Here is an 18129-nt window from a genome sequence, read left to right as displayed (position 1 = left end):
GCTAGCGGATATCACCTATGTGCGCACGTGGGAGGGCTGGGTGTATGTGGCGTTCGTCCTGGACGCCTACTCCCGCCGCATCGTGGGCTGGCAGCTGGCCGATCACTTGCGCACCGACCTGCCATTGGATGCGCTGGAGATGGCGATCTGGCAGCGCGACCGGGACCGGCCGCCCGGCCGGCAGCGGCCTGAGCCAGGCAGTCTGATCCACCATTCAGATCGCGGCTGCCAGTACGTCAGCTTCCGCTACGCCACCCACCTGGCCGATCTGGGCGTGATGGCCTCGGTCGGATCAGTCGCCGACTCCTATGACAACGCCATGGCCGAAGCTCTCAACGGCACGTTCAAAGCCGAGCTGATCCACCGGCAAACCTGGCGGACCCGTGACCAGGTCGAATACGCCATCGTCGAATGGATCGGCTGGTACAACAACCGGCGACTGCACTCCGCGATCGGCCACATGCCACCTGCCGAATACGAGGCAACCTACTACCGTTCAATCACCACACCAGCGCCAACCAGCGCCAGGTAGACCGGACGTCACGAAACCCGGGGCACCTCACGGGTGATCTGGGCGGACAGTGCCTCATGTCGCATCCCGTCGGGATAGCCGGCGAGCACGCGAGCCTTGCGGAACGCCGCCCGGTCAGTGGCGTTGAGTCCGGACTTGGCCAGGAGGGCGCGCTCTGGGGTGCGGGCCACGGCGCGTGGTGGGCTGTGATGCAACATCGCTTGGAATCGGGGATCGCGTTTGCCCTCGTCGTGCCAGAGCGCCGCGGCTTTGACGCTGGCTACGATGTCGGGCGCGAGCCCGAGGTTGGTCGCGAACTGGGCGGCCCGTCCGGCGACTGCCAGCTGGTGGGCGTACAGCTCGATGGGTTTCTGGACGTTAAGCGCAGAGGATCCGAGAGGGCCGACATCGCCGGTCCACCCGCCGCCTTTGCGGGTGAGCATGACTGTGGACTGTGCCACGGTGACCTCGCAGTTGGCCGCAAGCGCGGTCAGCGCCTGTATCAACGGCAGGTCGGCCTCGTTGGCGGGGCGCTGCTTCATCAGGTGCCGCAGCGAGCTCCGGTACTGGGTTGTCATAGGCCGGTCTTCGCTGGCGGCGTCACCGTGTGCTTGCCGCACGAGTTCAGCGAGGCTCTCGGTGAGCCAGTCGTGGCGCTTGTGCGCGATCTGTACCAGCTCGGGCCGTAGCCTCACCGCCGGCCGGCCACGGCGGAACGCCAGGTCACCCAGATCGGTGACCGGCCTTGTCGAGGTGGGGTTCCATCCGTAGTCGTCGCATCCGCCCCACGATGCGGGGACGACGATGAGGTCCCCAGGCCGGACATCTTTGGGATGGACCGGTTCGGCGCTTGCGTTGCTTCGATAGCGCAGAACCCGCCGCTCGAGGTAGGCCAGGTCCTCGTCGGTGTTTGAGCGGTCGGCCTGGCCCTCGATGTCGCCGACCACATCGGCGGACTCGAGACCTGCCAGCCACCGCCGCATCGCGGGCAACGGAACCTCGATACTCTCATCGGCTGCCGGAGGCAAGGGTTCGACAAGTTCCGCCCACTCTCCCGGTTGATCTGCGGGTAGCCCGGACCGCCACACGATGGACACGTCCGGGGCTCCGTGGTCCAGGCCATGCAGGTAAGGGGCGATGGGCGGGTCCGGGTGCGGGATCGGGGAGGTCCGTGTCCACGCGGCGAGAGTCTGGGGGAACAGCACTGGCACGTACGGCGCCGGCTCGCGCATCTGCTCTTTGCGTTCGGGTTCGAGCGAGCGGAGATGCCTGCTGAGCGCCGAGGGGGATACCAGCAGCCCGTCGCTGAGTGGTTCGGGAGCGGGGCTGCGGGCTACGCGGGGGGCAAGTGGATGGATCAGCTCGGTCAGCCACTGCCAGGTGGCCTCGCGTGCCGCCCCGTACACCGGATCGTCTTCACCGACGGTCGGGTCGTGGATCACAAGAACGGGCGCGCCGTCCAGTTGGGCGAAGCGGTTGAGGCGGCCGAAGCGCTGCACCAGCGCGGCCAGCGAGGCCGACTCGGTCACCAGGCCATCGGCGTCGATATTGGCCCCGACCTCGATCGTCTGAGTCGCGCAGACGATCAGTGGCTTCCCGGGCTGCCGGGTTCGACCGGCGCGGATCCGCGGATAGTACTCGTGCAGCAGGTATTCGCGGTCGATGGCCCTGCTCCGGCCGGTGAGCAACACCGTGTCAGCGCCACCGTCTTCGAGCAGGGTGTGGACCGCACGGGCCCGGCCCACCGTATTGCAGACAGCCAGGATGACCTTCCCCGAGTCCTCCTCGCCGGCCAGGGCGGTAGCCCAGTCCGCGAGCAGCCGCGGCATCACCGAGTGGACGTTTTTGCGGGTGGCGGTCGCTTTGAGCAGGTTCAGCGTGCGGGGTGCACGCAGTCGTGGCCCGGCGTGCTCGTCCAGCAGGTCGTCGGCGTCCGTCCTGAATACGGTCTCGTCTGCTCCCGGCGGCACCGTGGCCGACATGGTCAACACAATCGGTGTGCGCACCATCCCGCCCGGCTGGAGCGGGAGGGCGGCTTTGAGGGTGGTTCGCAGGGGTTCGGCCAGGTGTGCCTCATCGATCACGATCAGGCTGTCGGCGCCGGTGAGGGCGGCGTCGATCGGCCGCAGGAATTCGCCGACTCCGTAGCCGCGGAAAAGCAGGCGGCTGCCGATCTGGTCGACGGTGCCGACGACCACGGCGTGCCGGTCGGGTCGTTCCAGCCACCGCCACGACCAGGTGGTCCCGCCCCGCATCCGGGTGACCTCAAGGGGAGGCCCGTCGTCTCCGTTCTGTCGCAGCCGGTTCGCCAAGCTGGTGGTGACCGGACCAGGAGGCTCCCTGAGAGCCGTCGCCAGCGTCTCCGCATGTTCATGGGCTTCGTCGACGACCAGCCGCCGGTCGACGACGAAGAACACCCGCCGCCTGGCGATCTCCGGCCTCGCGGCCGCCACGAACACCGCGATATCGATGACCGTGGTCTTGCCCAGCCCGGTCGGTACGTCCAGCACATCGGGCCACGCACCCTTGTCCAGGATGTCCCTGACCAGCCTGGTCTGCCACGGATACGGGTCCCGGCCGTGGACCTCAGCCAAGAACGCCGCGAACTCCTGTACGCCAAGGCCGCTCATCGCGTTCTCCTCTCCGGTGCGAACAGGCCCAGGCCGAGGTACCGCATCGACCCGACGATCACCGGGCCGACCACGGGCTGCTCGAACTCCACCCGGGCGTGCATCAGCTTGCGCCGCGGCCGGCCCTCGGGGATGGTGCCGGGGCGTGGCCCTTTCACCGCGCCCTGCACTATCGGGGCTGGGGAAAATTCGACGTCCTTCGGGCGGGGGTATCCGGCGGTCTGCAGCGACTCGGCGATCAGCTCGAAGGGGGTGTCGCGCCGGGTCGGGTAGCGGTCCAGCATCAGTGGCGTCGCGGTGACCCACCGGCGGGCGCCTTCCGGTGCCGCGCTCCACCACTCTGGGTTCAGGCGTGCGGGATGGGTGCGGTACGGGTCATGTTCTAGCCTCAGGGGCCGCCCACGCTCGATGGTCAGTTCGGTCAGCGGGTCGTCCACGACGGCGCCCAGCAACCGGTCCACCTCCTCCGACTGCATGCCCCTGGGCACCGCCAGGGCGACACCCAGGACATGGCCGTCGGCGTTCGGGTGATCCACGTCGACCAGCGCCAGATAGCCGACGTGGTAGCGGCCGTCCGTGTCATGCCCGTGCACCTCCCCGGGCACGTCCGTTCCGAGCCGCTGGATGACCGCCTTGCGCAGCGTGGAGGTGAGTGTCAGCAGCGAGTCACCGGCTGGCCGCACCGTCCTGGACGCACACCCGAACACGATCAGATCCGAGAACGGGCCGACCGGAACCGGCACTTGCTCGGTTCGCTGACGCACGTACGGCAGTGTCCGCGCCACCTCCCACGCCCGGTCGCCGTCCTGGTAGGCGCGATCCAGCTGGTCGGTGTAGCCGGGGTAGGGGATACGTAGACTCGCCACGGCCCGTTCACCGCTCAACGTCGGGACGTACACCGTCCACCCTTCCCGCCGCTCGGGCAGTTCGGCGGACACCGTCAAGGTGACCGGCGACGTGGCACGACCCAGATATGGGACCCGGCGAGCGAGCCGCGCCAAACGCGCCAACGTGTCGCCATCGGGTGTGGCCTGATGCCACACCACCGCGAACTCCGACTCCTCCGGCACCGCCGTCGCACGGGCACGCACCCCGTTGGTGCGCCCAGGCCAGGTCTGGCTGCCGCCAGTTCGGCTGAGCGCGTTGGTGACCACGTAACCTTCCCGCGACTCGTGCACCACTCTTTCCGAGGCCCACACCTCAGGTGCGCCGGCCGCCTCCAGCCACCGCAGCACCCCTTGGTCGGCGCCATCGGACACCGACGCGACCAGAGCACAGAACAACCGGGCGGGGTGCGGCGGCCATTCGCCCTCCTGCGGCCGCATCCCGGCGGCCTCATACCGGCCATCGCTCAACGAGACCGTAATGATCACAGGCATCGCGCCTACTCCTCCGCCGCGGCCTTGGTGACCGAGAACTCAACGGCAGCAGAAAGCGCCGGCGTCGGCTCCAATGCCACGGTGTCGGCCGCCATCACAACGCCCGCTTTCGCGGCCCGATCCCGCAGCTCGTGGAAGACCTCGATCGCCTCGGCCGCCGTCAACGTGAACTCCTCGCGTTGCCCGCCGTCGCCATCGAACGCGAGGACCTCGGTCTCCCGGACCAGATCGCAGTCCGACCGCAACCACACCGACGGACGCCCGAACGCCAGCCGGTCGCCCGCCAACGCCAGCGCAGCCAGCGTCGCGCGCGCCAGACACGACGCCTCCGCCGAGGCGTCCCCGAACCTCACCCGCTCCAGCCCCGCCAGCGAGATCCAGGCACCGCGCATCGCCCACGCGATCGCCACACCGCCATGTGCGTCTCCGGGAGCGATGTTGCCGTGGCCGATCTCGCTCAGCTTCTGCCCCTTGGTCTTCTCCCCCGTGGCCACGTGCTGCCAGTCCCCCTTGGCTTTGGCCTTGTCATCGATACCGCCCTGCAGATTCAGCGGATCCATCCGGGTCGCCTTACGCACCCCGTCCTGCGGATCCACCCCCACCACCGAGGAGGAGTAGACCCGCGCGAACTTCGCCCCACGCCCCTCACGACGCGAATCCCACACCCCGAACAGCAACGACCCCGGATCACGCTCGAACAACGGCGTGGCATCCGCAGCGGTCACCCCCCGCAACCGCCGGCCGATCTCGCTGCGGTCGTAACGCTCCCCGCCGATCAGGCTGTCCCGCAGGTAGGCGTCCGCAGACCGATGAGGGAACTGCAGCGAGGTCAGCCGCAGCGGCCCACGGCTCGTGCCGACGTTGAGCTCGAACAGCGGAAGCTCGATCCGGCCCGCGTCACGAGCCGCCAGCAACGCCTCCTCGATGCGGTTGGCCTGCGACGGCACCTGATCGAGGACCACAACCTTGCACCACTGCCCGTCGACCCGCCGCTTCTCGTACAAGTACGGTCCCTCGGGAAACGACGGCGGCATTACCTTGCCGCCCCCGGCCGGGCGATACTCCGCGCAGACCGCGATCCCCGCGTCCACCCGATCCTCACCCACCGCGCCAACCAGGCGCTCGATGATCCGCTCACCATTCACTACGACCCTCCACCTTCCACGCATGGACCTTGGCGATCACGTTGTTGACCCGGCCGAACGCGACACCGGCCATCGGTCCGGCATGCCGAAACCGCAGTCAGACGCGCTGGCGCCACAGCGCGACGCTTTCTCCTCAAAGCGAGTGGTGCGTCGGCTGTTGGGCAAGACGAGACCGTACGCCCTCCCACCGACAATTCTTCTTAGAAGATCAGAATTGCGAAACGACAACGCCGCATTGGTGGAGAAAAGTGGGGATTGGGTCGAGGTAGCCGATTTAAGAAACCTTGTCCTAATTGTCAGATAAGAGTACTTATTTGGCCTGCGCCGGCCAAACGCAGAGGTAGTGCCCAGACGCACGCCTTCACGTGTGCACCTGCCGCTGGTGTCTCTCTGCTCACTGCACCAGCAGTCGTGACCGTAATGGAAGCGATATCGGTGTTGGTGTGAAGGGGACGCGGGACCGCGGTGCCGCCTGGGAGGGTAGCGAAACGCCTTTCCCCGGCTGTCCAGTCGGTGATGGCCGACCGGTCCGTTGCCGTCGGATCGACCTTCAAGGAGAGGCCTGATGGTCCCCGATCACCTTCAGCTCGGTACCAGCGACGTCCAGACCTGGCGGGCGGTGCCCGCCGAGGACAACCCCACTGGAGAGGAGCACGGAGCGTGGGCGGTCGTCGCGCGACGGCCAGGACGCTGACGTCTACCTGACCGTTACCGCCGAGTACCCCAAGGGGGTAGCCACCGCGACGGTCGGCTGGATGGAAGCCCTGCTCGTCCATGACCGCATCTACCAGGACAGAGCAGGAAAGCTGAGCGGGCCCGGGCACGCGTCGACCGGCAAAGAGCAGCAGCTGCAGGTTACCTGGCGCAGTTCAAGTGCTGGCCTCCGGGGAGTGCCCGGTCAGCCCGTTGACCACCATCGCCAGATGGTGGGACGTCCCGAACGCCCGCCAGAGGGTCCCGGTGCCGGGGCCGCCGATCCGCTACGTCCGCTGGGCGATCTGCTCATCACCCCACGAGTAGCTCTTCCCGGACCACCACAACGTGCCGACGAGGTCGGCGCACAGGTCGTAGAAGGTCGAGGCGTATGGATCCCGTCGATGAGGGACGGTCAGGTAAGCCATCGCTAGACGCTGCTTTGCGGAGGTCTCCGCTACAGCAGCCGCTCGCGGCAAATTCTTAGGCCAGGGCCCTAATCGGATATTCGAACGGGCAAGTTAACCTGGATGCCTATCTCGGCGGCATAGACTTCCCGGTCCCGTATTCGGTCTTTGTCCGGCTGATCGGCTGGCTCGTGCTCCAAGCGAGAGCGAGGCTTCTCCAGGGGCTAGCGGCCACGATTACGTTTTACGCGAGCGACCCGATCGATATTAGGAAGCTGCTGATCTTTGTCAAGGGCGACTTCCAGACTGGGCAGATTTTCCAAAGGAAGCATATCAGTCGAAGAGGGGATCCCACTGAGGTTTAGATGTCTCAACTGGGTCAGCCGAGCAAGCGGAGTCAAGCTCTTAACTTCCGGACATTCGGTCAGGTCTAGATGCTTCAGTTGGGTCAGAGCAGCCAGCGGGTCAAGCTCCGAGACACTAGTCTTGCTGAGATCAAGGCTATGAAGACCACGAAGTAGGGCAAGCGATGCAAAAGCAGGAGAGAGATCAGTGTGAAACAAAGAGAGGGTACGCAAATTCTCATTGATTGAGCGGTCAGCGCGGTCAGCGCGGTCGGCCTTTAGAAGACGACAGCGCTTCAAAGATAGCTTCTCAAGGTACTGATATCTCTGAAGTATCTCCTCAAGATTGGTATTTATTGAAGTATATTCAATATCCAGCTGTCGTAGCGACTGACTGGCTGCCAGGTGCAAGATCTCGCGTTTATGTATAGTCAACAGCGCCAAGTAGCGCAGATTTGACAATTTCTCGATACCGCTCAGGCTGTGTAGTCCGCAGTCGATCAGCGTCAGGACCTTAAGTTCCTTGAGGGAGGCGAAGGCCGTCAGATCCTGTCCCACATGACTGTCACGGATCGTGAGGTGCCGAAGACCAACGAGTCCATTCAAGAGCCTCGCGTGGAAAGATGCCGAGGGAGCACTTACTTCCAACTCCTTGACGGTCGCATCAAGCTTCTGCAACGCACTGACGTCGGGAGAAGACTCAAGGTCGACGCGGAGTCTCGCCGGTTGTCGAACCCGAGCGACGGCATCGAGTTGTGCCGGCGTCTTCACTAGAATTGGCTGTTCCGGAAAACGTTCGATGAGTGGGTCTAGCACGCGTTGGGCATATTCAAAGGGATCGAAGTAGTCCCAAGCGATGAAAAAGGATCCAAGATGTGTCTGATGGGTCTTCACTGCATATCGAGATAGCAAGTCGAGCGCCCCTGAGCCATTGATCATCCAGATGGTCCGGATAGTGGCCAGCGCCGTCGATTCACTCAGCCCCTTTAGTGAGGCAGGGAGTTTTCGCAACACGAGTTCGCCGACGGAAGCCAACGATTTTGCACCGACCTCGTTCCGCGGCGGAACCAACTCATCGAGATAACCGTTGATAACTTCAGTCAGGCCATCCGGGATCGATGGCACGGTTTCCAGACAGGAGATCACTACAAGCTTTAGGTGATTCACAGTGGCTGGGTTACGGGCCCGTTGGACCCTGCGGATCATGCCTGCCAGCAATTCTCGGCGCATAGGGGCATTGGCATGCCCTGCCGTCATAACGATTGTGTCGCGCCATTGATCAAGATGAGCTTTAGAGACCAAATGCTGCATGTCACCAAGCTCGGCAGCCTCCTGCGCCGCCAAGTATTCCTGGACACTACGGTGGACGAAATCGATCCTTCCAGGGACCGGTTCGCGGAGCACACCGCTGCGCTGGAGCAGAAAGTCTAGTACGTCCTCGGTTCTTCCCTCGAATTGGGGCATCGCAGCGAGCCTACTCGCGACTAGATTCTCAACCACACTTCGCTTCATCTCGATCTGATCGCGAACCGACAAATTCCATGCAAGATGCTGGAGAAGTCGAATCTTTTGTTCTCGGGACAAACCAACAAGCTGGGAGATACCACGTCTAGCGTCGCGGGTATCTACGAGCATACCAAGGGTGGCCTGATAGACGCCCATCCGGTCTCGGGGAAGTGTCTCTTGATCAAGGTTTAGCGCACACAGGACCGCAGCGATCAACGGATTCGTGGCGAGGGCACGCAGCGATGGAATGGCTTCAAGTCGAGCTAGCAGATTAGCTTGCAGCTTCGGTAGTTGTTCTGGTCGACAAGGCAGGTCATCTGTGGCACGTATCGCGGTGTGCCAATGCTCGATGAGGGCGCGAACGTCGGCTCGACTTAGCGGCTCGATGAAGCCATGTGAGAAATTCTCCCGATTCAACCAGCGAGCTTCCGCGGCTGCCGGGCGAGACGTCACAATGACATTTATATTCGGGAAGGCTCGGAGCAGGTTGCTGAGCCAATTCCGAACCGCAGGTCGATGCGATTCGGGCACCTCATCCACTCCGTCAACCAGAACGATCGCCTTGCCCGATTCCAAGACGCGGTGGGCCCAGCCGCGCGGCATCAGGCTCGCGAGGTTACGCCCCACATAGTCAAGGAACTCTTCAGGGGCCGGAAACCGGCCGTCTGTATAGCTGCGCAATTTAATTAGGAACGGCACCGTACCGTTCATAGCTCGCATTTCTGCGGAGAACTTTCCCCGTGCGGCAGTCACTGCGACCCAGCGCAGAATAGTACTCTTGCCAGCCCCTGCCTCGCCGCGTAGCAGGGTGCGCTGGCTCTGTGCCAACGCTGCTTCCACCCGGGCAGACTGGCTATACATACCAGAAGTCCCGTATTCAGGCCGTGGCCTGACGCTATGTGTGACCGTTAAGCTAACGTAGGCGACGCTCAACGAAGTGGTCGGACGATCAATGCGCTCAAATCGGACCCCAAAAAGTTCCAAGGTGTCCAGTTCAGTGCTTACGACATGTAGATATCGTCGCGTGAAATCCTCATCATTGTCAGTACCGTCCGGGGCTGTCACCGTACGCCTCGGGAGCCGGGCCAGCACGGCGCCGATTTCCATGGAAAGGGAGGAGACGCGACCGAGTATCTCCACGGAAGCGCGAGCCTGAAACTGGGGCAAGTTGATGAGGATATGCACAAGTGATTCGCAACACTCGGCTAGTACGGTCTCATAGTAAGGGATGAGCCTCCTATCAAATTGTTTTTCCAGATTCGGCATTAGAGCGCGAACCTGGCGGGTTAGTTTTACCGGATCCAGGTCCGAGTCGAACAATCCTCGGTCTGTGAGATCAGCGCGCTGAAGGGTGAGACCAGCCTCAGCGATCGCCGCCCGCCGATCACTGTCGGAGAGTCCAGAAAATTCGGCTACGCGCAGGGCTTCTAGCCGGGACTCGACCTGAAGAGCGATCGTCTGGAACTGGAGATCCACTTCACGGGCCTTCAGTTGGTCAGTGAAGCGGGTGCGAATCAGGGCGATCAAGGGCTGATCGCGAGTGGCCTGGTCAGAGCGGCTGGCCAGCCACAAACGGCAAGCCACTTGGGCAACCGCGCGGGCGGCGGCTGCGGCGGTGGGATCCAATCTGCTCCTCGATAGGGAGATCCTGAGAGGCCATCTTGCCGGTTGTGTCCGTAAGCCGCTGAGACTAGGGCCACAGTCAAATATTGGCACATATAACGGAACTTCGACAGCACTCTTCACCTTGTAGGGCTTGAGAACTCAGCTCCCGTCGTGAGCTGGGCTTTTGCTGCGGGATCTCGATCGGGGCTGCACCACGGCCCTGACGACAGACATGCACGAGGGCACCGATCTCCTGATCGCGAACCGAAGCCTTCATGCCACCTTGTCCGCTGTACCCTGATGATGCTTGCGCGGTCACGCCGGGGGACTGTAACCAATGGCTCTGTCACGTAATCGGTGGTGGCGTTGAGTGATCCTCACTGCAGCAGGATGCGGTGGCGCAGGAGGTCGAACCCGGCACGGCCGTGCATCTGTCGCATGGTCCTCTTCGTGTGGGTGTTGACGCCTTCGGTTTGGTCGTTGGGGTGGGACGTACCTGTATCGACATCATCACCCCCGCCCCTCGACCGGGACATCCGTGACCGTCCGGCCGCACAAGCCGTGCACCCGGCCGGCCAGCGCCCCGTACACCGGGCACGGCAACCGACTCGCCCCAAGTACTGGCCACGACCCGAACGAGGTCGTTCTCGTCCTCCACACCCTTGATGACCAGGGCAGACAGCCCCGAAAACACCCCACCCATAAGATCGTCGATCTCCAGCACGCCTCAGCCTGGCAGTGATCACTCACCGCCACCGCCGATTACGGGACAGAGCCGTTAAATGGGCTCTGGCACGAATCCGGTGGTGACGCTGAGTTCCTCTATGGTCTACGAGAGCAAGATTCTCTGCCGGAGCAGAGGGAAGCCGGCTCGGCCGTACATCTGTCGTTTCAGGAGTTTGACCTTGGTGTTTGTGCCTTCCGTGGAAGGTCAGCCCGGCGATGACGGCTTGTTCGTGTTGTGGAGGCCGTGAACGAAGGAATGCTCGTCCAGGTGACGGCGTCGGTGTACGGGGAGATCTTTTGGTCGGGTCATGAGCCAGGACACCATCTGGCGGGGTGAGGGGCTGAGTGTGCTCGGGGTCAGCGCGGCCTTGGCTGAGGTAGCGCACCAGCAGGTTCGCGCCGCAGGGATAGCCGAGTCGCGGATCTCGGCCAGCAGACGGGGCACCGGCGCGGCGGGCTCGTGGGTGAGGCGTCTGCGCGGGTGGTCGCGGTAGGGGTCGACCAACTCCTGGCGGTATTGCGGTGGGCGCAGCAGGTCGTCGGCCGATGCGGCGCGGGCGGAGCGTTTGACGGTGTTCATGCCCCAGCCCAGATGGTGAGCGCATGCGCCCAGCCCGAGCCCTCCGCCCAGTAGGGCATGGACAGTGGCGTGCCGCTGCCGGGTGCGTTCGGCGAGCGCACCAGTGCGGCGGACCGCACAGGCCGGGGCTGTCGGCATCTCCGCGGAGCGGCTGCGATTCTCCGGACTTCGGCGACAAGGACCAGGGCGTGAAGCTCTTGGCCTGGAACTCGCTGCCAGTGCCTCCCGGGCGAAGACGCACGGCTGATGCCAGGCCAGCTGATACCGCTCTGGCCAGAGTCCCGGGAGACGTGGAACTCAGAGGCCGCGCCCCGGTCGAGCATCTGCGGGAGCCGCTTCGCGCCGCGGCATCAGAGGAACCGGCGATGCCACTGATGCCCCGGTCCAACACGAAGATCTTGAATCCGCAGACAGCCGACATGCCCGCACTACATGCTTGAGCAGAGAGTAGCCATGAATGGGCTCTACGTGATCTGATGGAGCGTAGTTAACTTCAAACCAACTGAGAGGCGTGCACATGACTCCATAGAACTAGGCCGCACAGCCAGGTCCTTCGCAGCGAGAAGGCTCTGCGGCAGCCGAAAGAGGTAGAACATGATCTTGCAGAACGACCGAACCCCCAGCCCACGTGAAGCCGCAGAGTGGCATCACCGCAGTCAGGGCGGCCGAACCCACCAAGGCGAGCGGCGCCGATGACGGGACTTCGGCTGTACACCCCGGCCGAGGCCGCGCAGATGTTGCAGGTGCGCGAGTCCTGGCTGCGCAAGAAGGCCAGTGCCCGCGCGATCGCGTGCACCTTCATCGGCAAGCACTTGCGATTCAGCGACGAGGACATCGCCGCGATCATCGGAGCCGGTGCCAAACGACCGTCCGTGCGTCATCGACCGCGTGGACGGGTCTGAGCAGGGCCCGGGGTTCACGATCAACTCAGTTCAACTCACCAACACGTAGGAGGTACCCATGGCGAACGTGGAGAAGCGAGGCAAGGTGTGGCGGGCGCGATTCCAGCGGCCGGACGGCACCCGGGGATCGGAGTCGGGGTTCGAGACCAAGCAGGCTGCGCTGGACTGGGCCAACGACCAGGAGGCGCGGGTGCGGCGAAGAGAGTGGCACGACCCCCGTGACGGGGCGGCGTTACTCGCGGACTGGATCGAGCTGTGGTGGTCGGGACAGGACATCGAGCCGACCACCGAGCTCAAATACCGGTACCTGATCGATCATCACATCGTGCCGGTGTTCGGCGATCGGCCCGTGAACACCTTCACCAGCCCCGAGGAGATCATCGCCTGGGAGAAACGGACCCGGACGAAAGGGTTCTCCCATCGCACGGCCTCCGATGCCCGCTCCATGCTGGGCACCATCCTGGGCGATGCCAAGGACCGCGGGCTGGTCCCCGTCAACGCCGCCGAGAAACGCAAAGGCCGCGGCCGCAAACGCACCCGGCGAGCCCACGCCCACCGGGGCCCGGAGAAGGCCTGGGCGACGCCCCTGCAGGTGCTGCACCTCGCCGAACGATGCGGACTGCTGTCAGGTCAGGAGGACGACTTCATCCTGATCATCCTCACCGCCTACACCGGGATGCGCTGGGGCGAGGTCATGGGCCTGGAGCGGCCGTACTGCCGACTCGGGGCAGATCCAGATCGACTGGCAACTCCGCGAGTTCGCCGGCCGACTCGAAAAGTCGCCGCCCAAGGACGAGTCCTACCGGGCCGTCGACCTGCCACCCTTCCTCGCCGGACTCGTCTCACGACAGGTCAAGCGCGCCGGACGGTGCGCATGCGGCGACCTGGACCCCGCATGCGGGGGGATGGGCCAGTACCTGTTCCTCGGCCCCGACTCCGGCCACCACCGGCGCAGCAACTACTCGCGGCGGATCTTCCACCCCGCCACCCACGGCCGCTTCCCGCAGCAGAGCCAGCGACCGGACCGGCCCGTCCTGGTGGACATCACGCAATGGCCGGGAACGCCACTACCACCCTGGCCGGCCGCCGAACCCGGCAAACCCTTCCACCCACCCCACGGACGCGGACACAAGCCCGTCCCGGCCGAGACGCCACTGGCGTCATGGCTGCCGACCCTGCAGCGGCTGACCCCGCACGGGCTACGCCACGGCCACAAGACCTGGATGGCCGAAGATGGCATCCCCGAGGTCCTCCAGGCCGACCGCCTCGGACACATCGTCCCGGGCATCCGCGGCGTCTACACCCACGTCTCCGACACCATGCGCAACGAACTCAAGACCAAACTCCAGCACCGCTGGGAGGCCGCACTCGACGAACGAGCGAACCTGTCCCCCACCTCACCGCTCCCCCTGATGGCCGAGCTCCTCGCCGCGAGGCAGGACACCAGCAAAGAGGTGATCTCCATCAAGACCGCCTGACACCCAGCAACGAAGGGGCGCGGTGAACCGGCACGACCGGACCACCGCGCCCCTTCCGGCACCAGGCCACACCGAGTGACCAACGGAGGCCGGTTCTGCTGAACACATTTGGAGGTGGGGCAAGATCATGCCCCAAATCTGCCCCAACAACGAACGAAGGCCCTCCTCCGAAGATCGGAGAGGGCCCTCTTACAGGTCTGTGACCTGGCGAAACTCCCGGGTGGGCGATACTGGGATCGAACCAGTGACCTCTTCGGTGTGAACGAAGCGCTCTCCCCCTGAGCTAATCGCCCGGGACGACCCGCCGTGCGGCGTTCCGTTGCTCGCCAAGATTAGCGTATCCGGAGGGGTCCTCGCGCGCTCACCGCCACCGGACACCGGCCGACGGAGTGGCGATCATGCGTTCCAGGGCAGGTTGAAGCCGAGGACGGCCAGGTAGACGACGATCGCGATTCCGGCCAGCACTCCGAGGACCACGGCGATGATCGTGTTGCGGCGCCGGACGGCGGGGTCCAGGGTCTTGTCCTTGGCCCGCTGGGCCGCCTGCTTGGCCTTGTGGAGGGCGCTCTGGGCCCAGGCGAACTCGGTGGCCAGGATCGCGAACCCGAGGAAGATGGCGACCCAGCCCGGTCCGGGCAGCACGAGCATGGCGATGCCGGCGGCGAGCACGGTCACCCCGACGGCGAAGACGCCGATCTGCCAGGTCGTGTTGAGAACCGGGTGGCGGCGCACCCACTCCCGGAACCGGATCAGTTGACCGCGCAGGCCTGAAGCCTCGGCCTGTCTTTCGCCGCTCAACGACGTCCCCCCGCTCTAGACCAAAGAATGGCCAGTTTGCGCCTACCAGCATGGTTATGCAACTAAACGTCTACCTCATACGTCCCATACCCAAGGGCTGCGGCCGTAGCCACCGGCGCGGGCCAGGTGCCCGCCCAGGCACCCGGAACGCCCGTGTTTGACCAGGTCAACACCCATATCTCAGATGGTGAGATGGGTCACATCGAGGGGCGGCGAGGGAATGTTCCCACAAGTTTTCTCAGTTACGCGTCATATATCGCGGGGAGACCCGTGGGAGGGAGCGATGTTCCCATCGGAGCGCCCTGCGCGTAGCGGGACCCACGTCTGAAGGAATGGCGATGAACAGCAGCAGCATCACAGTCTCCGCGGAGCTTGGCCTTCGGCTCGTGGTTCCCGACCGCACGACGGTCCCCCTGCTGGCCACCTTGGAGTACGCGGCGGACGATCCCTACGCCATCAGCATGGCCTTCTACGTCGGCAACGACGAGCCCGTGGAGTGGATCTTTGCTCGGGAGTTGCTGACGGTCGGCATCGTGCGCAGGGTCGGCGAGGGCGACGTCCAGGTCTGGCCGGCCAGCCACGACTCGGATCGCACGCTCAACCTGTCGCTCTCCTCCCCCTTCGGCAACGCGCTGTTCGAGGCCCCGTTGGCGCCGCTGGCCGACTTCCTGCACCGGACGTACGACATCGTCCCCGCGGGGCACGAGTCGGAGTTCGTCGACCTCGTGACCGAGCTCGAGAACCTGCTCTGGCCCTCCTGAGCCCCCGTTCGGCCCATGGTGGCCTGGCACCAGCCGGAGCGAGCCGTACGGCGCCGGGTCACTCGCTGAGCCGGGCGATCTGCCGCATCTTGTTCATGGCGTCGAGCGCCGCGACCTTGTACGACTCCGCGAGCGTCGGGTAGTTGAAGACCGCGTCCACCAGGTAGTCGATCGTGCCACCGCAGCCCATCACCGTCTGCCCGATATGCACCAGCTCAGTGGCCCCTGTACCGAAAACGTGGACACCCAGTAGTGACCGGTCGTCCGGGGACACCAGCAGCTTGAGCATTCCGTACGAATCGCCGATGATCTGCCCCCTGGCGAGCTCGCGGTAGCGGGAGACCCCGACCTCGAAGGGCACCTTGGTGGCGGTGAGATCGTCCTCCGTCCTGCCGACGAAGCTGATCTCGGGGATCGTGTAGATCCCGATCGGCTGGAGCTGGTGGACGCTGCGGACCGGTTCGCCACAGGCGTGCTGGGCCGCCAGCCGGCCCTGCTCCATGGAGGTGGCGGCCAGCGAGGGGAAGCCGATGACGTCCCCCACCGCGTAGACGTGCGGCACCTCGGTGCGGAAGTACTCGTCGACCGTGATCCGGCCCCGGTTGTCGGCGGCCAGCCCCGCGGCGGTCAGATCGAGGTTGTCGGTCACCCCCTGGCGGCCTGCGGAGTACATCACCGTGTCCGCGGGGATCTTCTTGCCGCTCTCCAGCACCGTGATCGTGCCTCGCGGGCGCTTCTCGACCGCGGCCACGCTCTCGCCGAACCGGAAGGTGACCGCCAGGTCCCGCAGGTGGTATTTCAGGGCCTCCACGATCTCCAGATCGCAGAACTCCAGCATCCGCTCCCGCCGCTCGACGACGGTCACCTTGGTCCCGAGGGCCGCGAACATCGAGGCGTACTCGATCCCGATCACCCCGGCTCCGACGACCACCATGGTGTCCGGGACGTGATCCATGTGGAAGACGGCGTCCGAGTCGATGATCGTGGCGTCGTCGAACTCCACCGTGGAAGGCCGGGCCGGGCTGGTGCCGGTCGCGATGACGATCTTCTCGGCCGTGACCTTCTGCTCCCGGTCACCCGTGGCGTCCTCGATGCCGATCGTGTGCGGATCGAGAAAGCGCGCGGTGCCGTTGAAGAGCGTGACGCGGTTGCGGGCGAGCTGGCTGCGGATCACGTCGATCTCCCGACCGATGACATGCTGGGTGCGCATGCCGAGGTCGGCGACGGTGATCTCGTCCTTCACCCGGTAACTCTGCCCGTACAGCTCCCGCTGGTTGAGCCCGGTGAGGTAGAGCACGGCCTCGCGGAGGGTCTTGGAGGGGATCGTTCCGGTGTTGATGCAGACGCCTCCCATCATGTGGCGTCGTTCCACGATGGCGACCCGCCGCTCCAGTTTGGCGGCCGCGATCGCCGCCTTCTGGCCGCCGGGGCCCGATCCGATCACAAGGAGGTCGAAGTCGTACACGTGCTCAGTCTGGACACCCGCGCCCGATCATTGAAGACCTATTGCGTTACAAAGTTCCAACCTGCGGCGTGACGCAACCCGCGGACGGCGCCGCGCCCCTCCCCCGCGTCCCCGCGCCGGCCCCCTCCCCACGGGCCCGCCAGAGGGCGCCCAGGACTGTCACCACCCTTGGTTAATCTCTGTGACTCGACGTAGTCACGGGGAGGTCGATCATCATGGACCGCACGAGGCAAGGGACGGCGTACGCCTGCGCCACCGCGGCGGCACTGCTCCTGCTGCTGCTGACGGCGGGGACCGCCGTCGCCACCCCGGCGGGGCCGGCCCGCCACCAGGCGATCTGGCATCCCGCTCTGCGCAGCCGGTGGCAGTACCAGTTGTCGGGCGACCCGGCGTACCCCGCGACCGGCGGCGTCAACGTCGGCATCTGCCGGCGGCCCTACCAGGGTGGCGCCTGCGTCCGGCCCGAGGTGTTCGACATCGACCTGTACGCCGACGCGGCCGTCACCGGCGACAACGGCACGCTCAACACGGCCGCGGTGCGGGCGATCCACGCCGGCGGAGCCCGGGCGATCTGCTACGTCGACGCGGGCGGGATCGAGAAGGGGCGGCCCGACTACCGGAGGTTCGTCGAGTGGGACGACGCCCACGGGCACTCACTGATCGGGAAGCCCTATCCGGGTTTCCCGGACGAGAGGTATGCCAACATCAACAACGACCGGGGCCAGCGCGACTTCCTGCTGGCCGCCCAGGGTGCCCGCGTCCGCGCCTGCGCCCGGGCCGGCTTCGACGGAGTCGAGTTCGACGTCGTCAACGCCTACGAGGACGGCCGGGCCGTCACCGGCTGGGACATCAGCGCCGCCACCCAGCTCGAGTACAACCGGGCCCTCGCCGGCCTGGCGCACCGTCACGGCCTGTCCGTCGCGCTGAAGAACGATCTCAGCCAGATCCCCCAGCTGGTCTCCTCGTTCGACTACGCCGTCAACGAGCAGTGCTTCCAGTACGCCGAATGCGGCAACCTCGCGCTGTTCATCAGCGCGGGCAAGCCCGTCTTCCAGGTGGAGTACAGCCGGCCGCCCTCGCGCTTCTGCCCCCAGGCCACCGCCACCTGGCACTTCAACTCCATCAAGAAGGGCGGCGACGCCCGGCTGACGGACCAGCCGTACACCCCGTGCCGCTGACCGGCCCCAGCGATGATCGGC

General features: G+C 65.2%; 15 protein-coding genes, 1 tRNA gene and 1 pseudogene. 7 read left to right on the top strand and 10 right to left on the bottom strand.

The annotated features are described in order from the left end of the window. The coding region (locus tag ACRYCC_RS22620) for an IS3 family transposase (protein WP_433815007.1) at nt 1-532 on the top strand (532 nt) is incomplete at its 5' end. A gap of 8 nt (nt 533-540) precedes the next feature. Here ACRYCC_RS22620 and cas3g read toward each other — a convergent pair. The 3 genes from cas3g to cas7g are packed head-to-tail and all read right to left on the bottom strand — an operon-like array spanning nt 541 to nt 5665. Continuing rightward, nucleotides 541-3141 carry a type I-G CRISPR-associated helicase/endonuclease Cas3g gene (gene cas3g / locus ACRYCC_RS22615; protein WP_433815005.1) on the bottom strand — a complete coding sequence of 867 codons (2601 nt, stop codon included), beginning with the start codon at nt 3139-3141 and terminating at the stop codon, nt 541-543. Beyond that, entirely contained in the window at nt 3138-4520 is a 1383-nt protein-coding gene (gene csb2, locus ACRYCC_RS22610) for a type I-G CRISPR-associated protein Csb2 (RefSeq protein ID WP_433815004.1), read from the bottom strand. Before csb2 ends, cas3g begins: the two co-directional genes overlap by 4 nt. Nucleotides 4521-4525: 5 nt before the next feature. Beyond that, the gene (cas7g, locus tag ACRYCC_RS22605) at nt 4526-5665 is read right to left on the bottom strand and encodes a type I-G CRISPR-associated RAMP protein Csb1/Cas7g (RefSeq protein ID WP_433815002.1); all 1140 of its coding nucleotides are present in this window, start codon (nt 5663-5665) and stop codon (nt 4526-4528) included. A 565-nt stretch (nt 5666-6230) separates the two neighbouring features. Between cas7g and ACRYCC_RS22600 the strand changes: the two genes are divergently transcribed. After that, nucleotides 6231-6359: a hypothetical protein gene (locus ACRYCC_RS22600; protein WP_433815001.1), complete on the top strand. Its 129-nt coding sequence runs from the start codon at nt 6231-6233 to the stop codon at nt 6357-6359. Between the two features lie 286 nt (nt 6360-6645). Here the strand turns inward: ACRYCC_RS22600 and ACRYCC_RS22595 are convergent, their stop codons facing one another. From ACRYCC_RS22595 to ACRYCC_RS22585, 3 genes are all read right to left on the bottom strand, one after another. Continuing rightward, nucleotides 6646-6786: a hypothetical protein gene (locus tag ACRYCC_RS22595; RefSeq protein WP_433814999.1), complete on the bottom strand. Its 141-nt coding sequence runs from the start codon at nt 6784-6786 to the stop codon at nt 6646-6648. Nucleotides 6787-6989: 203 nt separating this feature from the next. Continuing rightward, nucleotides 6990-10241, bottom strand: coding sequence for an NACHT N-terminal Helical domain 1-containing protein (locus ACRYCC_RS22590; protein WP_433814998.1), 3252 nt, complete (start codon nt 10239-10241; stop codon nt 6990-6992). Nucleotides 10242-11151: 910 nt separating this feature from the next. Further along, entirely contained in the window at nt 11152-11526 is a 375-nt protein-coding gene (locus ACRYCC_RS22585) for a hypothetical protein (RefSeq protein ID WP_433814997.1), read from the bottom strand. Between the two features lie 692 nt (nt 11527-12218). Here ACRYCC_RS22585 and ACRYCC_RS22580 point away from each other — a divergent pair. Next, nucleotides 12219-12428, top strand: a complete 210-nt coding sequence (locus ACRYCC_RS22580; RefSeq protein WP_433814996.1) for a helix-turn-helix domain-containing protein — start codon at nt 12219-12221, stop codon at nt 12426-12428. 58 nt (nt 12429-12486) lie between these two features. Beyond that, nucleotides 12487-12756, top strand: a pseudogene (locus ACRYCC_RS22575) (hypothetical protein); the annotation flags it as partial. Here ACRYCC_RS22575 and ACRYCC_RS22570 read toward each other — a convergent pair. Then, the gene (locus ACRYCC_RS22570; RefSeq protein ID WP_433815055.1) at nt 12747-12875 is read right to left on the bottom strand and encodes a hypothetical protein; all 129 of its coding nucleotides are present in this window, start codon (nt 12873-12875) and stop codon (nt 12747-12749) included. The pseudogene ACRYCC_RS22575 and the gene ACRYCC_RS22570 sit on opposite strands and share 10 nt — an antisense overlap. Nucleotides 12876-13333: 458 nt before the next feature. Here ACRYCC_RS22570 and ACRYCC_RS22565 point away from each other — a divergent pair, with 458 nt between their 5' ends. Then, a complete protein-coding gene (locus ACRYCC_RS22565; RefSeq protein WP_433815053.1) occupies nt 13334-13906 on the top strand; it encodes a site-specific integrase in 573 nt (190 codons plus the stop codon). A gap of 221 nt (nt 13907-14127) precedes the next feature. On the opposite strand, the gene ACRYCC_RS22560 is transcribed toward ACRYCC_RS22565, so the two are convergent. Together ACRYCC_RS22560 and ACRYCC_RS22555 are read right to left on the bottom strand one after the other, a co-directional pair. After that, nucleotides 14128-14199, bottom strand: a tRNA-Val gene (locus tag ACRYCC_RS22560). Between the two features lie 103 nt (nt 14200-14302). After that, complete coding sequence (locus tag ACRYCC_RS22555) at nt 14303-14704, bottom strand: TIGR02611 family protein (protein WP_433814994.1); 402 nt, start codon at nt 14702-14704, stop codon at nt 14303-14305. Between the two features lie 338 nt (nt 14705-15042). On the opposite strand from ACRYCC_RS22555, the gene ACRYCC_RS22550 reads away from it, so the two are divergent. Next, nucleotides 15043-15465 (top strand): SsgA family sporulation/cell division regulator, encoded by a 423-nt coding sequence (locus ACRYCC_RS22550; RefSeq protein WP_433814993.1) that lies wholly within the window; start codon nt 15043-15045, stop codon nt 15463-15465. A 58-nt stretch (nt 15466-15523) separates the two neighbouring features. Here ACRYCC_RS22550 and sthA read toward each other — a convergent pair whose 3' ends face one another. After that, nucleotides 15524-16930, bottom strand: coding sequence for a Si-specific NAD(P)(+) transhydrogenase (gene sthA / locus ACRYCC_RS22545; RefSeq protein ID WP_433814992.1), 1407 nt, complete (start codon nt 16928-16930; stop codon nt 15524-15526). 215 nt (nt 16931-17145) lie between these two features. Between sthA and ACRYCC_RS22540 the strand changes: the two genes are divergently transcribed. Next, complete coding sequence (locus tag ACRYCC_RS22540) at nt 17146-18108, top strand: endo alpha-1,4 polygalactosaminidase (RefSeq protein WP_433814991.1); 963 nt, start codon at nt 17146-17148, stop codon at nt 18106-18108. The last annotated feature ends 21 nt before the right edge of the window (nt 18109-18129 follow it).

The organism is Actinomadura scrupuli, assembly GCF_050971785.1.
Lineage (GTDB): Bacteria > Actinomycetota > Actinomycetes > Streptosporangiales > Streptosporangiaceae > Actinomadura_E > Actinomadura_E scrupuli.
The sequence above is the reverse complement of the archived record's forward strand: the minus strand, read 5'-3'. Positions and strand labels throughout refer to the sequence as shown.